Annotated in this window: 19 protein-coding genes; 6 read left to right on the forward strand and 13 right to left on the reverse strand. The window is 40.7% G+C overall.

The features are described 5' to 3' along the window. Positions 1 to 2: 2 nt before the first annotated feature. The 13 genes from hisC to GO009_RS03035 form a co-directional block, all read right to left on the reverse strand. A complete protein-coding gene (gene hisC / locus GO009_RS02975; RefSeq protein WP_163624729.1) occupies positions 3 to 1,046 on the reverse strand; it encodes a histidinol-phosphate transaminase in 1,044 nt (347 codons plus the stop codon). After that, a complete protein-coding gene (hisD, locus tag GO009_RS02980) occupies positions 1,046 to 2,329 on the reverse strand; it encodes a histidinol dehydrogenase (protein ID WP_163624730.1) in 1,284 nt (427 codons plus the stop codon). Before hisD ends, hisC begins: the two co-directional genes overlap by 1 nt. A gap of 61 nt (positions 2,330 to 2,390) precedes the next feature. Then, on the reverse strand, positions 2,391 to 3,248 hold the full coding sequence (hisG, locus tag GO009_RS02985) for an ATP phosphoribosyltransferase (RefSeq protein ID WP_163624731.1): 858 nt from the start codon (positions 3,246 to 3,248) through the stop codon (positions 2,391 to 2,393). Positions 3,249 to 3,447: 199 nt separating this feature from the next. Continuing rightward, complete coding sequence (locus tag GO009_RS02990) at positions 3,448 to 4,263, reverse strand: prohibitin family protein (protein WP_163624732.1); 816 nt, start codon at positions 4,261 to 4,263, stop codon at positions 3,448 to 3,450. Positions 4,264 to 4,275: 12 nt separating this feature from the next. Next, positions 4,276 to 6,309, reverse strand: coding sequence for a VWA domain-containing protein (locus GO009_RS02995; protein ID WP_163624733.1), 2,034 nt, complete (start codon positions 6,307 to 6,309; stop codon positions 4,276 to 4,278). 4 nt (positions 6,310 to 6,313) lie between these two features. Beyond that, complete coding sequence (fabG, locus tag GO009_RS03000; protein WP_163624734.1) at positions 6,314 to 7,063, reverse strand: 3-oxoacyl-[acyl-carrier-protein] reductase; 750 nt, start codon at positions 7,061 to 7,063, stop codon at positions 6,314 to 6,316. A 106-nt stretch (positions 7,064 to 7,169) separates the two neighbouring features. Next, positions 7,170 to 8,042 carry a succinate--CoA ligase subunit alpha gene (gene sucD / locus GO009_RS03005; protein WP_163624735.1) on the reverse strand — a complete coding sequence of 291 codons (873 nt, stop codon included), beginning with the start codon at positions 8,040 to 8,042 and terminating at the stop codon, positions 7,170 to 7,172. A 62-nt stretch (positions 8,043 to 8,104) separates the two neighbouring features. Beyond that, positions 8,105 to 9,040 carry a UDP-3-O-(3-hydroxymyristoyl)glucosamine N-acyltransferase gene (locus tag GO009_RS03010; protein ID WP_163624736.1) on the reverse strand — a complete coding sequence of 312 codons (936 nt, stop codon included), beginning with the start codon at positions 9,038 to 9,040 and terminating at the stop codon, positions 8,105 to 8,107. A gap of 6 nt (positions 9,041 to 9,046) precedes the next feature. Beyond that, positions 9,047 to 9,613, reverse strand: coding sequence for an elongation factor P (gene efp / locus GO009_RS03015; RefSeq protein ID WP_163624737.1), 567 nt, complete (start codon positions 9,611 to 9,613; stop codon positions 9,047 to 9,049). Between the two features lie 4 nt (positions 9,614 to 9,617). Further along, positions 9,618 to 10,403: an acyl-ACP--UDP-N-acetylglucosamine O-acyltransferase gene (gene lpxA, locus GO009_RS03020; RefSeq protein ID WP_163624738.1), complete on the reverse strand. Its 786-nt coding sequence runs from the start codon at positions 10,401 to 10,403 to the stop codon at positions 9,618 to 9,620. Then, positions 10,404 to 11,816 carry a bifunctional UDP-3-O-[3-hydroxymyristoyl] N-acetylglucosamine deacetylase/3-hydroxyacyl-ACP dehydratase gene (locus GO009_RS03025; protein WP_163624739.1) on the reverse strand — a complete coding sequence of 471 codons (1,413 nt, stop codon included), beginning with the start codon at positions 11,814 to 11,816 and terminating at the stop codon, positions 10,404 to 10,406. It abuts the gene before it with no gap. Continuing rightward, a complete protein-coding gene (gene lpxD / locus GO009_RS03030) occupies positions 11,800 to 12,834 on the reverse strand; it encodes a UDP-3-O-(3-hydroxymyristoyl)glucosamine N-acyltransferase (protein ID WP_163624740.1) in 1,035 nt (344 codons plus the stop codon). The genes GO009_RS03025 and lpxD overlap by 17 nt, the downstream gene beginning before the upstream one ends. 23 nt (positions 12,835 to 12,857) lie before the next feature. Next, entirely contained in the window at positions 12,858 to 14,081 is a 1,224-nt protein-coding gene (locus GO009_RS03035; protein WP_163624741.1) for an HD domain-containing protein, read from the reverse strand. 37 nt (positions 14,082 to 14,118) lie between these two features. Here GO009_RS03035 and GO009_RS03040 point away from each other — a divergent pair, with 37 nt between their 5' ends. The 6 genes from GO009_RS03040 to GO009_RS03060 all read left to right on the forward strand — a co-directional run bounded on the left by GO009_RS03040 (position 14,119) and on the right by GO009_RS03060 (position 18,638). Continuing rightward, positions 14,119 to 15,663 carry a PglZ domain-containing protein gene (locus tag GO009_RS03040; protein WP_163624742.1) on the forward strand — a complete coding sequence of 515 codons (1,545 nt, stop codon included), beginning with the start codon at positions 14,119 to 14,121 and terminating at the stop codon, positions 15,661 to 15,663. A gap of 7 nt (positions 15,664 to 15,670) precedes the next feature. After that, positions 15,671 to 16,087: a tRNA (adenosine(37)-N6)-threonylcarbamoyltransferase complex ATPase subunit type 1 TsaE gene (gene tsaE, locus GO009_RS03045; RefSeq protein WP_163624743.1), complete on the forward strand. Its 417-nt coding sequence runs from the start codon at positions 15,671 to 15,673 to the stop codon at positions 16,085 to 16,087. Between the two features lie 174 nt (positions 16,088 to 16,261). Further along, the gene (locus GO009_RS17745; protein WP_014034399.1) at positions 16,262 to 16,396 is read left to right on the forward strand and encodes a hypothetical protein; all 135 of its coding nucleotides are present in this window, start codon (positions 16,262 to 16,264) and stop codon (positions 16,394 to 16,396) included. 93 nt (positions 16,397 to 16,489) lie between these two features. After that, positions 16,490 to 17,029: a hypothetical protein gene (locus tag GO009_RS03050; RefSeq protein WP_163624744.1), complete on the forward strand. Its 540-nt coding sequence runs from the start codon at positions 16,490 to 16,492 to the stop codon at positions 17,027 to 17,029. 44 nt (positions 17,030 to 17,073) lie between these two features. Further along, the gene (locus GO009_RS03055; RefSeq protein WP_163624745.1) at positions 17,074 to 18,273 is read left to right on the forward strand and encodes an alanine dehydrogenase; all 1,200 of its coding nucleotides are present in this window, start codon (positions 17,074 to 17,076) and stop codon (positions 18,271 to 18,273) included. A gap of 5 nt (positions 18,274 to 18,278) precedes the next feature. Further along, positions 18,279 to 18,638 carry a DUF4258 domain-containing protein gene (locus GO009_RS03060; RefSeq protein ID WP_163624746.1) on the forward strand — a complete coding sequence of 120 codons (360 nt, stop codon included), beginning with the start codon at positions 18,279 to 18,281 and terminating at the stop codon, positions 18,636 to 18,638. Positions 18,639 to 18,723: the final 85 nt, after the last annotated feature.

An 18,723-nucleotide genomic window follows, 5' to 3' on the forward strand; every position in this document is an offset into this window, starting at 1 on the left:
TATTATAATTCTTTTAAAATGGCTATCAATTTTTTGTTTTCGTTCGGCGTACCCACGGTAAAGCGCAACGTATTCTCGCAAAGCGGCTGCGTACTTCGGTTTCGTACCACAACCTGTTTTTCAAGCAATTGTTGGTAACGTTTGTTGGCATCATCAACTTTGGCCAATACAAAATTGGCATCGGTTGGATATAATTCCTTTACAAATTCCAAACCGTTCAACGCTTTAATCAATTCTTCTCTTTCATCCAGTATCTGCTGAACCTCTTGCTTGACCAAATCTTGGTTTAAAACACGTTGTAATGCTCGTTGCTGTGTTAACTGATTGACATTATATGGTGGTTTTATTTTGTTCAACACACCAATAATTTCTTCCGATGCATAGCATATCCCCAATCGGATACCTGCCAGCCCATAGGCTTTTGACAAGGTTTGGGTCACAATCAAATTAGGATATGTTTTAAGCGCTGATACCCAACTTTCTTCTTTTGAAAAGTCAATATAGGCTTCGTCAACCACCACTAATCCACTGAAGGATTCCAATAATTTTTGAACTCCTTCTTTATTAAAAGCGTTTCCTGTTGGATTATTGGGCGAACAAATAAACAGTAACTTGGAATTAGCATCTACAACTTTTAAAATTTCATCCACATTGGGTTCAAAATCTGTAGTCAGCAATACTTCTTTGTTTTCTACCGCATTTATTCCAGCAAGCACCTTGTACATTCCGTAAGTGGGGGGCAGACTGATGATGTTATCTTGATTGGGTTCGCAAAATGCCCTGTAAATCAAATCCAAGACCTCGTCACTTCCGTTTCCAAGTAAAATTTGGCTTTCCAATACTCCTTTTTGCTCTGCCAACAATGATTTTAAGCTTCGTTGATAAGGGTCCGGATAGCGGTTTACTCCATTGTCAAAAGGGTTTTCGTTGGCATCTAAAAATATCATTTCGGAGCCATCGGAAACATATTCGTCTCGTGCCGATGAATACGGTTGTAGCTTACGAACCGATTCCCTGACCAATTTATTTAAATCAAACCCCTCCATTATTTCAAACTTTTTAATCTAAGGGTCACTGCGTTTTTATGCGCCTGCAAACCTTCCGCTTCCGCCATCAACTCAATAGCAGTTCCGATGCCTTGAATTCCCTTTTCCGATATTTTTTGAAAAGTCATGCTCTTCATAAAACTATTCAGATTTACACCGCTATATTGCTTGGCGTAACCATTGGTAGGCAGGGTGTGATTGGTCCCCGAAGCATAGTCGCCTGCACTTTCTGGCGTATAGTTTCCAATAAAAACCGAGCCGGCATTTTGAATATTCTCGAGATAGTATTCCTCGTTCTCCACACAAACAATAAAGTGTTCCGGACCATATTCGTTGATGAGTTCCAACGCTTCTTGGTCATTTTTGACCAAAATCAGTCTGCTATTCCCAATGGCTTTCCTTGCAATCTCTTTCCGTGGCAATTGCTGTATCTGGCTTTCAATTTCCCTTTCCACGGCATCAATCACTTTTTCTGATGTAGATACCAAAATCACTTGACTGTCCACCCCGTGCTCGGCTTGACTCAACAAATCCGAAGCTACAAAGGCGGCATTGGCCGAATCATCTGCAACTACTAACAATTCACTTGGACCAGCGGGCATATCGATGGCCACGCCATATTTTGTGGCCAATTGCTTTGCCACGGTCACATATTGGTTCCCAGGGCCAAATATTTTGTACACTTTTGGAATACTTTCCGTACCAAATGTCATCCCGGCAATGGCTTGAATGCCTCCAACTTTAAAGACTTGCGTTACACCACACAATTGCGCGGCATATAAAATTGCTGGATTGATATCGCCATTTTTGTCAGGAGGACTGCAAAGTACAATTTCTTTACACCCAGCCAATTTTGCAGGAATGGCCAACATCAAAATGGTTGAGAACAAAGGAGCTGTTCCACCTGGAATGTACAATCCCACTTTTTGAATAGGACGTTTTTCTTGCCAACACGCCACCCCGGGCATGGTTTCCACTTCAACTTTTGAGGTTTTTTGTGCAGCATGGAATTTTTCAATATTCGATTTGGCAAGATTGATGGCCTGCTTCAATGCATCGGAAACGGAATTACTTGCGTTTTCAATTTCGGCTTCTGTGACCAAAATAGAATCCAAAGTGACTTTATCAAATTGGGCCGTGTATTTTTTGATAACCGTATCACCATCAGCCTGTACCTCTTTAAAGATACTGTTGACAATCTCCTCAATATCTGAAACGCTCTGGGTGGGACGCTTTAAAATTTCGTTCCAATCACTTTTATTTGGTTTTACTATTTTCTTCATTTTACACCCCTAAGGTCCCCTCAAGGGGACAATTATTCATTAAAAACGTATCTGTTATTGTCTACAATACCATTTTTTCGATTGGACACACCAAAATTCCCTCTGCCCCGGCTGCTTTCAGCTCATCGATAACTTCCCAAAAGGTCTCACGGTTGATTACGGTGTGCACCGAGCTCCACCCCTCTTCGGCCAATGGCAAAACAGTAGGGCTTCGCATTCCCGGAAGTATAGAGATAATCTTATCCAATTTATCGTTTGGAGCGTTCATCAAAACATATTTGTTCTGGCGAGCCTGCAACACAGACTTGATCCTGAACTGGATTTTCTTCAATAATTCCTTGCGCTCTTCAGAAATAGTGGGCGATACAGCCAATACGGCCTCACTTTTGAGCATCACTTCCACTTCTTTCAAATTGTTTTTGAAGAGCGTACTGCCACTAGAGACAATATCACAAATCCCATAAGCCAATCCAATATTCGGAGCGATTTCCACTGAACCGTTGATGATATGTAAATCGGCGGTCACACCTTTGGAAGCTAAATAATCCTTGACTGTATTTGGGTAGGAAGTGGCTATTTTTTGCCCTTCAAAATCCTTTATGGAGTTATAGTTTACATTTTTGGGTACAGCAAGGGAAACACGGCATTTGGAAAAATTTAAACGTTCTGCAATGGAAATATCTTTGCCCTTTTCTATCAAAACGTTTTCTCCGATAATGGCTATGTCCACTACCCCATCCCGCAAATACTGTGGAATGTCTCCGTTACGTAGATAAAATACTTCCAAAGGAAAATTACGGGAAGTTGCTTTTAATTGGTCCTTCCCATTATCAATGGAAATACCACAATCCTTTAAAATTCCAAGTGAATCCTCGTTTAATCGTCCACTTTTTTGAACAGCAATTCTAATTTTTGTCATTTTTCAATCTTTTTGTCTGAAAAACCAAATGGGTACAAAAAACAAACCCGTTTGATTTCTCAAACGGGTTAGAATATATTTTAAAAACAACAATACATTTCTATCTCGCTTGAGGGCAAGTATAAAAATGATGATGTGTGTTTTTGTTTCTCATGATGCTCCAAAAGTAGGATATATTTTTATATCAAAAAAGGGGAATTTAGTTATTTCCCAAAATTAATGGCAATCCATCATCACCGGAACCTACCACCACTACTTTAGCATTTGGTGATTCTGCAAGTTTCAATGTTGCATCTATACCTTTGTCTTGCAATATCTTATCTGTTAAAGAAGCACTCAAAATGCGGTTGGCATCGGCCTTGCCCTGTGCTTCTATTCTAACTTTTTCCGCCTCTTTCTCAGCAGTTACCAATCTAAATTCATATTCTAAAGATTCCTGCTCCTGTCGAAGTTTACGTTCAATCGCATCTTTAATGGTCGGAGGTAAAGTCACATCTCTTACCAATACTTCGTTCAGCTGAATATATTGGTCGTCCACAATGATTTGTGTCTCCTCAAAAATCTCTTGTTGAATTGCATCACGTTTGCTGGAGTATAACTGTTCGGGGGTATAACGCCCAACAACGCTACGTGCTGCAGACCTAATTGCAGGAAGTAGAACACGCTCTATATATTGTTCACTTTTTTCCTGATGAAGTTTGCCAAGGTCATTGTATTTGGGCTGAAACCATACGGAGGCCTCCAATTTAATGTCCAACCCGTTTGATGAGAGCACATTCATTTTTTCCAATCGTTCTTGTTGGCGTACTTCGTAAATGTATACCTTGTTCCAGGGCGCCACCAAATGAAAACCTTCTCCCAATGGCGGTTCGTCCGTTACTACACCGCCACCGAAGTATTTATACAATACGCCAGCTTCACCCGATCCAATTGTCACTGTTGACCTTGAGGCAAAAATGATGAGAAAAATAATCGCTGCCAATGCTGGCAACGCAATCTTTGGTAATTTATCCATGTTAACTTTGATTTATATTAATCCGTTATATTTTCTAATGAACCATTCCGCAGCAAGCGAAAGAATGATGAGTCCGAGTAAAATACGGAAATCTATTAAAGATACAACATTATCCCTGCTTTTTTGAACAGGTAAAAACCGTTGCGATGTAACCAAACTGTCCTGTAATTCTTCCAGCTTGTTCAAATAATATACTTGCCCCCTATTTTTTGAAGCTAAGCGTTCCATTTTTTTATAGTTCGCAGAAATGAGTTGCTTTTCTGGATTAAAATCCAAAATCCTGAAAGTTCCCGAGCGGCTCAAATTTTCATCCAGAACGGTAACGGTAAATTCATACGCTCCTGCCTCCAGGTCGCTTAGGTCCACTTCATAAAAAGCACCTTGCAATAGCATGGGAGCTTCTCTTGAGAAATCGTTTTCCTTTCCTTTTATACTGATTGAAATGTTTGCATTGGTATCGAACTGATAGCTTTCATCAAAATAGGAAGCCCTTATTTTGGCCATGCTTGCATTGTCAAAGACCAATTCGTAATCCAGTTCCAAACGGTTTCTTTGCTTGTTGGAGCCAAGATATACCATCAAATTCCCGATAAATTCATCAAAGGTGTCAAAACTCTGCTCATTTCGGTACACTTGTGCACGCCATCGCCAAATATCCTCTCCGAAAAGTACAGCTTCCTTTGTGCTGGATTCGGTCAAAATGGCAACCAAAGGTTTTTCCAAGTTAATGCCCTGCAATTGCTGGAACATCAATATTTCACTATCCTTGTTCAGTTGAATATCTGCAAGAGTCCCTTTTACAGGCGGGAAGCCATCCACAACAAAATTGCCAAGCCCGAATAGCCCGAAGGCGTTGTTTAAAACAGGCAAAATATCCTCTGCCTGTCTGCTACCCGAAATCGTATAGCTGTTTTGTACCCTATTTAAAAAGTTCCAATCCGTTTTGCTACCTGTAATGGTAAAATAATTGGTTCCAGAATTCTTCAAAAACTCGTAAACACTTCTAAAATTTCGGTTGGGTTGATACAGAATCAGCAAACCCATATCTTCCAATTCAGATTGACTTGCATTAGGTTTTAAAAGGGTTACGGAGCGCTGTTCATTGGATTCAATGGATTTTTTAAGCGCACCAATATCAGGGTGAAGCATATCGGAGACAATGGCGACATTGGTTTTTTCATCAATTACTTCGATGGCGGTTTCCTTGGAATTATTGGCTGTATTACGCTCATTCTCCAATGCCTCTACTTCAATTTTGATGGTTTTGATGCCAACGCTCTGCGCCTCGATCAACGTATTTAGGGTTTGACTGTTCTTTGTGCCATCTAGATTTACCTTTTCTTGATGTACCCTACCACCGTTGATGGAAATAGTAACCGTGCTTGAGATAGGCCTAGAACCTTGATACCGAATGGAGGTTTCGATAGGAAAACTGTTCCGTAAAAAAGCAAATTTGTTGACGTTGATGAGTCCAATGGAAACATCTTCATATTGCGTGGTATCGCCAACCACAACAGGGTTTACCGTAGTATTTTCATTCAGGCTAATGTATTCATAGTCCCTGCCCAGGGTTTGATTTCCATCAGAAAACAGCACGATGGCATTGTTTCCATTCACGAAAACATCGTTCAGAGTAGCAAGTGCATTGGAAATATCGGTATTTCCCTGATTAAATCGCATAGAATCGGTAGCAGAAACGGTATTACCAAATCCATATTGATGAATGGTAAACCGCTCATTTATCGCGTCATCTTCTTTAATTTGATTGATGGCTTGGGAAATCTCTTCCTCGGACGAAGCACCTTCCATAGAAGTGGAATTATCCACCAGCAAAATCAAATTGGCTTTTTCAACAAAATAATCCTTGCTGACAAATTTTGGGTTTATCAAAAGTAAAAGGCCGCAAAACAAGGTGACAAACCTCAATGCGGCCAATATAATCTTAAGTGAACCCTTTCTTGGGTTTTTATAGAAGTATTGGAAATAGACAAGGGTAAGCGCGGCAGCAACAGCTAACAAAATAAGAAGTACCGTGCTCAACTCCATTCATTTAGGTTAACATTCCACCATCAACATTCAACACCTGTCCTGTTACGTAGTCGGATAGGTCGGATGCCAAGAAAACACAGGCATTGGCAACATCTTCAGGACTTCCACCACGTTTTAACGGAATGCCTTCTCTCCAGCCTTGAACTACTTTTTCGTCCAATTTCTCGGTCATTTCGGTTTCGATGAAACCTGGGGCAATGGCGTTGCAACGGATGTTCCTAGATCCCAATTCCAAGGCCACGGACTTGGTAAAACCAATCATCCCGGCTTTGGAGGCTGCGTAGTTCGTCTGTCCGGCATTACCTTTCACGCCCACCACGCTACTCATATTAATGATGGAACCTTTACGCTGCTTCAACATGGTTCGTTGTACGGCTTTGGTCATATTAAAAACGGACTTCAGGTTGATTTCAATTACTTTATCAAAATCATCTTCACCCATTCGCATCAACAGGTTGTCCTTGGTTATACCTGCATTATTGATAAGCACGTCGATTCTTCCGTCAAAATCTTCCAACACCTTTGCCACAAGGGCTTCGGATTCTTCAAAACTGGCGGCATTGCTTTTATAGGCCTTGGCCTTTACGCCCATTTCGGTCAATTCCTTTTCCAATTCCAAGGCTGGAGCTTCACTGGAACTGTAAGTGAATGCCACATTGGCACCGTGTTTTGCAAATACTTGGGCAATTCCTTTACCAATTCCCCTACTGGCTCCTGTTATAATTACGTTTTTCCCTTCCAAAAGTTGCATACAATGATTGTGTTTGAATGGTTATTAACCAAATATAGTTGTTGTTTTATGTTTAGACGAAAAAAAATCCCGCATAAACGGGATTTAGTATGATTTTAATGATTGGTTACCCGACCACTTCTTTCACTTTCACGCCGATTTCTGCAGGAGAATCCACTACGTGGATACCGCAATCGCGCATTATTTTTTTCTTGGCTTGCGCCGTATCATCGCTACCACCTACAATGGCACCAGCGTGCCCCATAGTACGTCCTGCAGGAGCAGTTTCGCCAGCAATAAAACCTACAACTGGTTTTTTACTTCCGCTTTCTTTGTACCATCTAGCGGCTTCAGCCTCCAATTGACCCCCGATTTCACCAATCATCACAACACATTCGGTTTCTGGGTCGTTGATCAGTAGCTCAACAGCTTGTTTTGTCGTGGTTCCGATTATGGGGTCACCACCAATTCCAATGGCTGTTGTGATTCCCAATCCTTGACGAACTACTTGGTCGGCGGCTTCGTAAGTCAATGTTCCAGATTTTGAAACGATTCCAACTTTTCCTTTTTTGAAGACAAATCCTGGCATAATACCAACCTTGGCTTCACCTGGAGTAATTACACCTGGGCAGTTTGGACCGATCAATGTACAATCCATATCCTTGATATAATCGTTGGCTTTTACCATGTCAGCAACAGGAATACCTTCGGTAATGGTAATGATCACTTTGATTCCTGCATCGGCAGCTTCCATAATGGCATCCGCAGCAAATGCAGGCGGAACAAAAATAATTGTGGTGTCGGCACCAACTTCCTTAACAGCATCTTCCACTGTGTTGAAAACTGGTTTTCCCAAATGTTCTTGACCTCCTTTTCCCGGGGTCACACCACCAACCACGTTGGTTCCATATTCAATCATTTGTTCGGCATGAAATGTTCCTTCACTACCTGTAAATCCTTGTACAATTATGTTTGAATCCTTGTTTACTAAGACGCTCATATATTTAACTTAATGTAGAGATACAAAAATATGGTTTACTAAAGTTTTTATCTATTGATTTCTTAAATCTTTTTCAGTTTTTTCAAGATTTCTGGAATCTTTTTGATGTATGCGATTTGTTTGAGTTTTTCGCGTGCTTCCTCAGCTGGGTAACCAAAGTAGGTTTTACCACCTTCCAGTGATTTGGAAATACCCGATTGCGCCAAGATAACCGCTTTTTTACCGATGGTGGCACCACTTGTGATACCTACTTGTCCCCAAAGTGTCACTTCGTCTTCAATTATACAACAGCCCGCAATGCCTACGTGGGATGCAATCAAACATTTTTTACCGATAACAGTATCGTGCCCTACTTGAATCTGGTTGTCCAATTTGGAGCCTTCTTTAATTGTAGTAGAACCTGTTACCCCACGGTCAATGGTACACCCAGCTCCGATATCTACATTGTCCTCGATTACTACATTTCCGCCTGAAAGCAATTTATCAAAACTTTCGGGCCTGTTTTTGTAGTAGAACGCATCGGCTCCCAACACGGTACCTGCATGAATGGTTACGTTGTCGCCAAGGATACATCCGTCATAAATGGTTACGTTCGGATGAATCACACAGTTTTCACCTATTTTCACATGGTTACCGATAAATACGTTGGGCTGAACAATGGTTCCTTCCCCTATCTCGGCTGAATCAGCAATGGATGCTGCTGCTGTTTCAAAAGGTTTGAAATGACGGGTCAACTTGTTGAAATCCCTAAATGGGTCATCTGATACAAGTAAAGCCTTACCTTCCGGGCATTCTACCTCCTTGTTGATGAGGACCACAGTAGCTTTGGATTGCAACGCTTTGTCATAATATTTGGGATGGTCCACAAATACAATATCGCCTTCTTCCACCACGTGGATTTCATTCATGCCCAAGACCGGGAAATCATCATCCCCCACGAAATTGGCATCAATAATTTTCGATATTTCCTTTAAGGTATAGGTTTTAGGGAATTTCATGTAAGGCTACTCTTTGGCGCGTTCCAAATAGGCTGCTTTCTCCGTATCAATTTTAATTTTGTCGCCTTCGTTGATAAAAAGCGGCACATTGACCGTTGCACCCGTCTCCACAGTAGCCGGTTTGGTGGCATTTGTAGCGGTATTTCCTTTTACACCTGGTTCGGTATGGGTTACCTCCAATACAACACTTGCTGGCATTTCAACGGAAAGCGGCATATTGTCCTCTGCGTTGAATATAATGGTCACCACTTCACTTTCTTTTAGCAAATCGGAAGCATCCAAAGCATCTTTTTGCAATGCGATTTGGGTGTAATCATCCGTGTTCATAAAGTGGTAGGTTTCGCCATCATTGTACAAAAACTGGTATGAACGTGTCTCCACACGAACATCTTCAATCTTGTGACCTGCTGAAAATGTATTGTCGACTACTTTACCAGTAGTCACACTTTTTAATTTGGTACGGACAAAAGCGGGTCCTTTACCTGGTTTTACATGAAGAAACTCTACAATCTTGTAGATATCGTTGTTGTACTTGATGCACAACCCTTTTCTTATATCAGAAGTACTTGCCATAAATTTAATTTGAACTGAAATAACCTTTCATAATTCCACGTTGCGAATCTCTTATAAATTGAAGTATCTCATCTCGCTCTGGAGTTGCCTCCATTTCAGCTTCAATAATGGATGCAGCTTGGGAATTGTTATAATTTTGTTGATATAGTAGTCTGTAAATATTTTGAATCTCTCGAATCTTATCGGATTCGAAACCTCTTCTTCGCAATCCAATGGAATTGATACCCACATAGGAAAGGGGCTCTCTTGCAGCCTTCACATAAGGAGGTACATCTTTTCGAACCAAAGAACCACCGGTTACAAAAGCATGATTTCCAATAGAGACAAACTGATGCACGGCTACCATTCCCGCCAACACTACATTCTGGCCAATGGTTACATGTCCTGCCAAAGTTGAATTATTGCTGAAGATACATCCGTCGCCCACAAAACAATCGTGTGCTACGTGGCAATAGGCCATAATCAAACAATTATTTCCGATAACCGTTTTCATACGGTCGGAAGTCCCTTTGTTTATGGTGGCACATTCCCTAATTGTGGTATTATCCCCAATTACGACTGTGGTATCCTCTCCCTGGTATTTTAAATCTTGGGGCATTGCGGAGATAACGGCACCTGGAAAAATACTGCAATTTTTTCCAATCCTGGCACCTTCCATTATGGTTACGTTGGAACCAATCCACGTTCCCTCCCCAATGGTTACATTATTATGTATGGTGGTAAAGGGTTCAATTACCACATTTTTGGCAATTTTGGCCCCGGGGTGTACATATGCTAATGGTTGGTTCATCTACGAATCTGTATTTTTTGTTTTTACGATTTGTGCCATTAACTCCGCCTCGGATACCAATTTGCCATTGGCATAAGCATAGGCTTGCATGTGACAAATACCTCTGCGAATAGGAGAGATCAAATCGCATTTAAATATTAAAGTGTCGCCCGGTACCACTTGTTGCTTGAACTTTACCTTATCAATTTTCATGAAGAAAGTTAGGTAGTTCTCTGGGTCTGGAACGGTGCTCAAAACAAGTATTCCACCGGTTTGAGCCATCGCCTCTACTTGTAAAACCCCTGGCATTACTGGAGCTCCGGGAAAGTGGCCCACGAAAAACGGTTCGTTCATCGTCACGTTTTTAACTCCGACCACATGGGTGTCGGACAACTCCAAAATCTTATCGACCAACAAAAATGGTGGTCGGTGAGGCAATCTTTCCATAATTTGATTCACGTTAAGCAAAGGCTCTTGATTCAAATCATAGCTGGGAACTTTGTTCCTTTTTTCTATTTTAATGATTTTGGACAATTTTTTCGCGAACTGTGTGTTCACAAAATGGCCAGGTTTGTTTGCGATTACTTTGCCCCTAATCCGGGTGCCTGTCAACGCTAAATCCCCGATTACGTCCAACAGCTTGTGCCGTGCTGCTTCATTTGGGTGGTGCAGAGTAAGGTTATCTAAAATACCATTGGGCTTTACGGATAGTTTTTCTTTGTTAAAGGCCTTCTCCAATTTCTTCATTGTGGATTCCGATATCTCTTTATCCACATAAACAATGGCATTATTCAGGTCACCTCCCTTGATCAGGCCATTTTCCAATAACATTTCCAGTTCATGAAGAAAACTAAAGGTACGTGAGTCCGCTATTTGCTCTTTAAAGTCGGACATTTTTTCCAAAGTGGCATTCTGAGTGCCCAAAACCTTGGTGCCAAAATCCACCATTGTAGTTACTTGGTATTCGTTCGCAGGAATTACGGTGATTTCGCTTCCTGTGGCTTCATCTCTATAGGAAATAACATCTTTCACCACAAATTCTTCACGCTCCTCCTCTTGCTCCACTATGCCTGCTTCTTCCAGCGCCTCAACAAAAAATTTGGAGGAACCGTCCATGATAGGGGGCTCTGGGGCATCCAATTCAATTAAGACGTTGTCGATATCCAAACCGACCAGAGCTGCAAGTACATGCTCCGAGGTGTGGATTTTGACGCCATTCTTTTCCAGATTGGTGCCACGTTGGGTATTTACCACATAATTCGCATCGGCTTCAATTATGGGTTCCCCTTCCAAATCTATTCTTTTGAACGCATAGCCATGGTTCTCATCGGCAGGAAGAAAACTCATGGTTACATTTTCGCCTGTATGTAGTCCTACACCTTGTAGCGTTACTTTTTTAGCTATGGTGCGTTGTTTGTTACTTGGTTTGCTCACCTTCAACTCTTTTTTCTATGTTGGAGATTTGATTTGCCAATTTCGGCAAATTCTTAAAGTGTACATATGATTTGTTGAAGTCTCCATAGTTCAATGCTGGTGACCCTTGGAGGACTTCATCATCTTTTACGTTTCTTCCGATTCCGGATTGGGCCTGAATGCGTACCCTATCACCTATGATAATGTGGCCCACAATGCCCACTTGACCGCCTATCAAGCAGTTTTTTCCTATTTTGGTGGAACCTGCGACCCCGGTTTGAGCCGCAATGGCGGTATTTTCACCAATTTCTACATTATGTGCTATTTGGATTTGATTATCCAGTTTCACACCTTTTCTCAAAATAGTGGAACCTAAAGTAGCGCGGTCTATGGTGGTTCCCGCGCCTACATCCACATTATCTTCTATTATTACGTTGCCTGTCTGCGGTACTTTGCTGTATTCTCCATTTGAATTTGGTGTAAAACCAAACCCATCTGCCCCAATGATCGCACCACCATGGATTACACAATTGTTGCCTATAATGGTTTCTGAATAAATCTTGGCCCCGGCAAAAACGATAACATTATTGCCAATAACTACATTGTCGCCCACATAAGCATTGGGATATATTTTAACGTTATCCCCGATTTTAACATTATCTCCCAAATAGGCAAAAGCACCTAAGTAAAAACCTTCGCCGTAGTTTGCGCTTTCGGAAATGTAACAAGGGTTTTCGACCCCTATCTTGTTGTTTTTAACTTGATTGTAGTACTCCAATAATTTGGAGAAGGATTTATAGGCATCATCTACCTTAATGAGTGTGGTAGAAATCTCCTGCTCTGGAATAAAATCCTTGTTTACAATAGTTATTGATGCCTTGGTGGAATAAATGTACGATGTATATTTTGGGTTGGCCAAAAAGGTCAAAGACCCTTTTTCACCGTCTTCTATCTTGGACAATTTATGGACAGCGATTTGAGGATTTCCCTCAACTTCCCCTTCTAAGATTCCGGCAATTTGGGTAGCTGTAAATTTCATTGGTGCAAAAGTAACAAAATTTGTTAAACGGCTTTCTTTGGGTAACAGCTGTAATATTTGGTGACGGTTTTGGCCAGTGCTTTTAGGCTAAGCTGGTCCGACTCCTTTAAAACATCCGAAATTTTTCCGTTCTTTTTTAAAATTTGAATAGCCTCATCCTTAATATAGGCTTTATTGGATATTTCTCCTTGAAACACAAAATTGGAAGCTTCTTCAACGGAAAGATCATGCTTTTCTATGATCCAATCCAACTTTTCGTTCATTTTTTCAGGAGTCATGGGTCTCTTTTTTATTTTAACGTGCAAAAGTCTTCTGTCCAAAATCATCATGCACAGTTTGGAAAGCACAAAATCTTCATGGAATTGCCAATTTTTCAAAGCACTCAGAACATCAATATCGTCCAGTTCGGCAAAAGTCTCCAGAACCTCTTTGTTAAATGCCTGTGCCCTATTGTTCTTCAGAAAAAACAATAATGGTCGACTTCCCATTAAATCTTCCCCTCTACTCAACAACAGTCTTGCCCGTTGCATGATTCGAATCAACAATTGCTCGGCCACCAATCCTGTTTTGTGCAAGTAAACTTGCCAATACATAAACCTACGGGCCATCAAAAACTTTTCCACGGCATAAATGGCCTTCTCCTCTACCACCAAATTGCCGTTGACTACGTTTAACATGGAAATGAGCCGTTCCGAATTTATGTTCCCCTCGGTAACCCCTGAATAAAAACTATCCCGTTTCAGGTAATCTAACCGGTCCATATCCAATTGACTTGATACGAGTTGATTTAAGAACGGCTTGGGGTAATCTCCCTTGAATATGGAAATGGCGATATCGAGTTGCCCTTCAAATTCCTTGTTCAGTTCCAACATGAATTTTAGGGAAATCTGTTCGTGACTTATTTCTTTGGCAACAAATCCTTCCAATGCGTGGGAAAAAGGACCGTGTCCAATATCGTGTAACAAAATGGCACACAATAATCCTTTCTCTTCTTCATCAGTTATTTCTACATTTTTTAATTTTAAAGCCTGAATGGCCTTGGTCATTAAATGCATGCTGCCCAGCGCATGGTGGAACCGGGTATGGTGGGCTCCGGGATATACCAAATAAGAGAGTCCCATTTGGGATATTCGCCTCAATCTTTGAAAGTAAGGGTGCGAGATCAGACTAAAAATTAGTTCGTTGGGAGTTCCAATAAAACCGTAAATTGGATCGTTGAAAACATTAAGCTTATTGGTTTTTACCAAAGTTTTTTGTTTTAATTCCCACAAAGATAACTACTATATGAACAAGATAACAATTCTTTGGGTCGATGATGAAATAGACCTATTAAAACCTCACATATTATTTCTGGAAAGCAAGGGCTACAAAGTGGTTACCAGCCAAAGTGGCCAAGATGCCATTGAAGAGATCAAGGAAACTTTTTTTGATATTGTTTTCCTCGATGAAAATATGCCAGGGCTTTCCGGTTTGGAAACCTTGACGGAAATAAAAAAATACGATGGTTCCATTCCCGTTGTAATGATTACCAAAAGCGAAGAGGAGTATATTATGGACGAGGCCATTGGTTCCAAAATTGCCGATTACTTGATAAAACCCGTCAACCCCAATCAAATTTTACTCTCCTTAAAAAAGAGTTTGGACAATTCCCGATTGGTATCAGAAAAGACCACTGCCAATTATCAGCAGGAGTTTCGGAAGATTGCCATGGATCTTTCCATGATCAATACGCAGGAAGAATGGGTGGAACTCTATAAAAAATTGATCTATTGGGAGCTGGAACTTGAGCAAATCGAAGACTCCGGTATGTTCGAGATATTGGAATCCCAGAAAACTGAGGCCAATTCGCAGTTTGGGAAGTTTGTGGACAAGAACTATAAAGGTTGGTTTAGAGATGGTGATGCCCCCATAATGTCCCACACTTTATTCAAAAATAAGATTCAGCCCGAATTGGAAGAGAGCAAAACGCTTTTGGTCGTGATCGATAATTTACGGTACGATCAATGGTTGGCATTTGAGAAAACATTATCGGCACATTATAAAAAGAAGCAAGAGTGCGCGTATTTCAGCATTCTCCCAACGGCAACACAATATGCCCGTAACGCCCTCTTTTCTGGCCTAATGCCCTCCGAAATGGAGAAAAGGTATCCTGATTGGTGGAAAAATGACACCGACGAAGGCGGAAAAAACCTCCACGAATCAGAATTTCTTGGAGAACAATTAAAAAGGCTTGGGCTTAACTTAAACTGGGAATACCATAAAATAAGCAACCTTAAACAAGGTAAGCAACTGGCTCAAAACTTTAAATCCCAAAAAGATAATGATCTAACTGTTGTTGTCTACAACTTTGTGGATATGCTCTCCCACTCCAAAACAGAAATGGAGGTGGTTAAGGAACTGGCTGCCAACGATAAAGCCTATCGTTCCCTAACCTTGAGCTGGTTTAAAAATTCGCCCTTGTTGGAAATTATCCAGCAGGCACAGGATTTGGGAATGAAGTTGATCTTGACAACGGACCACGGCACCATCAATGTAAAACAGCCGTCCAAGGTAATTGGTGACAGGGAAACCAGCTTGAACCTTCGCTATAAAACAGGGAGAAGCCTTACCTATCAGGACAAAGATGTGTTGGCTACAAAGAATCCCCAGGAGATTCACTTGCCCAACATTAATTTGAGCAGTAGTTACATTTTTGCCAAGAACGACCTCTTTTTTGCTTATCCGAACAATTACAATCATTATGTAAGCTATTACAGAAACACCTATCAACATGGTGGTGTTTCGTTGGAAGAAATGATAGTTCCTTTTGTAGTTTTGGATCCTAAATAAATCTATTTTGAAAAGAAACTTTGAATTGAATGAAATCCATGAGGTTGCCAAAGAACTACTGGAAAAAGCACCGAACAAGGTGCTTTGTTTGTATGGTGATATGGGAGTTGGCAAGACTACTTTGGTAAAAGCCTTGGTAAAAGAACTTGGAGCGGTGGATGTGGCCAGCAGCCCCACTTTTGGTTTGGTAAACGAGTACCATGATGATGAGGATAACCCAATAGCATACCATTTTGATTTTTATAGATTAAATGATGAAATGGAAGCCTTGGACATGGGCTTGGAGGATTATTTGAGTTCCGACGCTTGGTTGTTTATTGAGTGGCCCGATAAAATCCCATCCTTACTTCCAGAGGATGCTGTGGGTGTATTCTTGCACTTTGTCGAGGAAAGCACACGTTCAATCGAGTTAAATATTTCTTAAGGGATCATCCCGGTATCTTCATCGCAATTATTGTTCAGAGCAAGCTTATTTCGATAAAGTGTTTATTTTTTTCGTTTAAAAACCAATTTTATCGACAAAAAGCACGGTAGGTTGAAATATTTTCCTACATTTGTTCTGAAATGAATTCATTTATTAACCAAAAACTCTTTTACGATGAACACTAAAAAAGTTTTTTTTGGATTGCTAGCTGTTGCATTTTTGGCAATGACCGCTGTTTCGACAAGCGTTGTTAAAATTGACAAAGACCAAACAGTAAGCATCGATAGAAAAGACATCAAGAAATTGTAGAACTCTTTTTATCGCAACCAGAGAATAATCCCTTTTTTTAGAAGGGATTATTTTTTTTACAATAATCTTTCATTTTTATAGTTATTTAGAATAATGAAGGATAAATTTACGGTTAAGAAGAAGTTTATTATTGAAGGGTTTCTGTCACTATTGATAGCAATTACCCCGTTGATGTTTTATTTCTACAAGTACATGCCACTTGAAGAAACATGGCGTTTTTTGGGTATAGAATTTACTGCCAATGGATTCAACGATGTAAGTGATGCTTTTTATTATTACTTCAATAAAATTGTTCCTCTGCTGTTACTTGTCATTTGGTATATAACTTCAAGGAACTGGTGGTATCATGCAATTCTTATACCCATAGCCATGTACAGCTTTCAATTCTTCAATGTGTTGAATTATGAAAACAGTAAGTTGGATGAAAATGAGATTTTGTATGTTATTGCTGTTACCATGGTAGTAGTACCAATTGTCTACTTTATAAGGGTCAAATTAGTTGATAAACATGTACACGGTATCGACTTGGAGGCCATGGATACCGAACTTCAAATACTCAAGGAAAAAGAAGAATTGCGCAAAGAACGCGAGAAACTGGAACAACGTCAAAAGACTGCTTCAAAAAAAATGTAAATTTGTTTTAATACCTGGCGGTATTATGAATAGATTTACCGTTTATGAGCCAAGCTTCATCCCCATTTAGCAAACAACAATTGCTCCCCCAAGAAGAAACCCTAGAGGTTGTAAAACAAAAGGGAGAACTTTTTATAGGCATTCCAAAAGAAAACCAGTATCAAGAAAAGCGGGTATGCCTTACCCCGGACGCAGTTAACGCCATTACAGCACACGGACATCGGGTATTGGTGGAATCCGGAGCCGGAGAGGGTGCCAATTTTTCGGATCTGGACTATACGAATGCAGGGGCGGAGATTACAAGGGATACCAAAAAAGTATTCTCCTGCCCCTTAATTTTAAAAGTGGAGCCCCCTACCCTTTCGGAAATAGATATATTAAATCCACAGACCATCGTTATTTCTGCTTTGCAGATTAAGACCCAGAACAAGGAGTATTTTGAGATTATGGCCAAAAAGCGTCTCACGGCCATCGCTTTCGAATACATTCGGGATGATGATGGAAACTACCCAGCTGTTCGGTCGTTGAGCGAAATTGCAGGAATTTCCTCCATTTTAATTGCCTCGGAATTGATGGCAAACCCCAGTACGGGCAACGGATTAATGTTTGGAAATATTAGCGGGGTACCTCCTGTTGAAGTGGTCATTATTGGAGCCGGAACCGTAGGTGAGTTTGCAGCCAGGTCTGCCTTAGGGCTTGGAGCCAATGTAAAGGTCTTTGACAATTCCATCAGTAAACTCAGAAATTTGCAAACCAACCTTAACCAAACTTTGTACACCTCCACTGTGCAACCCAAAAATTTGATCAAATCCTTGCAACGTTGCGATGTTGCCATTGGCGCCACCCGTGGAAAGGACCGTTCACCCGTGGTTGTTTCCAGTTCGATGGTAGAAAACATGAAAAAAGGGGCGGTGATCATTGATGTGAGCATAGACATGGGCGGTTGTTTTGAAACCTCCGAGGTGACCACACACAGAAAACCCACTTTTGAGAAATATGGGGTGGTCCATTATGGTGTTCCCAATATTCCATCGAGGTATCCAAGAACATCGTCTATTTCCATAAGTAATATTTTTACGCCCTATTTATTGAAAATTGGCGAAGAGGGCGGTCTGGAGCATTCACTTCGGTTTGATAAAGGCTTGCGCAACGGACTTTATATGTACCACGGTATATTGACCAACAAATCTGTGGGCGATTGGTTCGGCTTGAGCTATAACGATATTAATTTTCTTATTTTTTAATGTAGATGGCATTTTTGAAACGATTGGGATGGTACCTAGTAGGACTGTCCATAGGATTGATTTTTTTGGTTTTTATTTTGAAGAAAAAATCGGGTGAAGAGGGGTTGGATTTCTGCTACTTCCCTAATTGTAGGGTACTCAAGGATATGCGTTCCAAACCGTTGACATTCTCCGAATCCCTACCCGAGCAATATCGAGACACTTTGCTGATCCAGTCCTTTTTAGAGGATGGAGACGTGGATTTTGGTAAAAGTGATACCAAATCCGAACCGTGCAAGACGTATTTTGTTAAAAAAGAAGCTGTCTATGTTAAAATTAAAAACTGCTCTGATCGTATACAGGTTGAAAATGTTTTGATTGACTAATTTGTTATTTTATTGTGCATTCGTCAATTTATGTGACCCATATATCAACTTGTAGATGGATTTCTATTTAATGTGTCGTATATTT

The organism is Allomuricauda sp. TY007, assembly GCF_010468565.1.
Lineage (GTDB): Bacteria > Bacteroidota > Bacteroidia > Flavobacteriales > Flavobacteriaceae > Flagellimonas.

What these genes read in the sequence shown, in the direction of transcription:
- hisC (WP_163624729.1), bottom strand. Translation starts at nt 1,046, where the DNA reads ATGGAGGGGTTTGATTTAAATAAATTGGTCAGGGAATCGGTTCGTAAG.
- hisD (WP_163624730.1), bottom strand. Translation starts at nt 2,329, where the DNA reads ATGAAGAAAATAGTAAAACCAAATAAAAGTGATTGGAACGAAATTTTA.
- hisG (WP_163624731.1), bottom strand. Translation starts at nt 3,248, where the DNA reads ATGACAAAAATTAGAATTGCTGTTCAAAAAAGTGGACGATTAAACGAG.
- GO009_RS02990 (WP_163624732.1), bottom strand. Translation starts at nt 4,263, where the DNA reads ATGGATAAATTACCAAAGATTGCGTTGCCAGCATTGGCAGCGATTATT.
- GO009_RS02995 (WP_163624733.1), bottom strand. Translation starts at nt 6,309, where the DNA reads ATGGAGTTGAGCACGGTACTTCTTATTTTGTTAGCTGTTGCTGCCGCG.
- fabG (WP_163624734.1), bottom strand. Translation starts at nt 7,063, where the DNA reads ATGCAACTTTTGGAAGGGAAAAACGTAATTATAACAGGAGCCAGTAGG.
- sucD (WP_163624735.1), bottom strand. Translation starts at nt 8,042, where the DNA reads ATGAGCGTCTTAGTAAACAAGGATTCAAACATAATTGTACAAGGATTT.
- GO009_RS03010 (WP_163624736.1), bottom strand. Translation starts at nt 9,040, where the DNA reads ATGAAATTCCCTAAAACCTATACCTTAAAGGAAATATCGAAAATTATT.
- efp (WP_163624737.1), bottom strand. Translation starts at nt 9,613, where the DNA reads ATGGCAAGTACTTCTGATATAAGAAAAGGGTTGTGCATCAAGTACAAC.
- lpxA (WP_163624738.1), bottom strand. Translation starts at nt 10,403, where the DNA reads ATGAACCAACCATTAGCATATGTACACCCCGGGGCCAAAATTGCCAAA.
- lpxD (WP_163624740.1), bottom strand. Translation starts at nt 12,834, where the DNA reads ATGAAATTTACAGCTACCCAAATTGCCGGAATCTTAGAAGGGGAAGTT.
- GO009_RS03040 (WP_163624742.1), top strand. Translation starts at nt 14,119, where the DNA reads ATGAACAAGATAACAATTCTTTGGGTCGATGATGAAATAGACCTATTA.
- GO009_RS17745 (WP_014034399.1), top strand. Translation starts at nt 16,262, where the DNA reads ATGAACACTAAAAAAGTTTTTTTTGGATTGCTAGCTGTTGCATTTTTG.
- GO009_RS03050 (WP_163624744.1), top strand. Translation starts at nt 16,490, where the DNA reads ATGAAGGATAAATTTACGGTTAAGAAGAAGTTTATTATTGAAGGGTTT.
- GO009_RS03055 (WP_163624745.1), top strand. Translation starts at nt 17,074, where the DNA reads ATGAGCCAAGCTTCATCCCCATTTAGCAAACAACAATTGCTCCCCCAA.
- GO009_RS03060 (WP_163624746.1), top strand. Translation starts at nt 18,279, where the DNA reads ATGGCATTTTTGAAACGATTGGGATGGTACCTAGTAGGACTGTCCATA.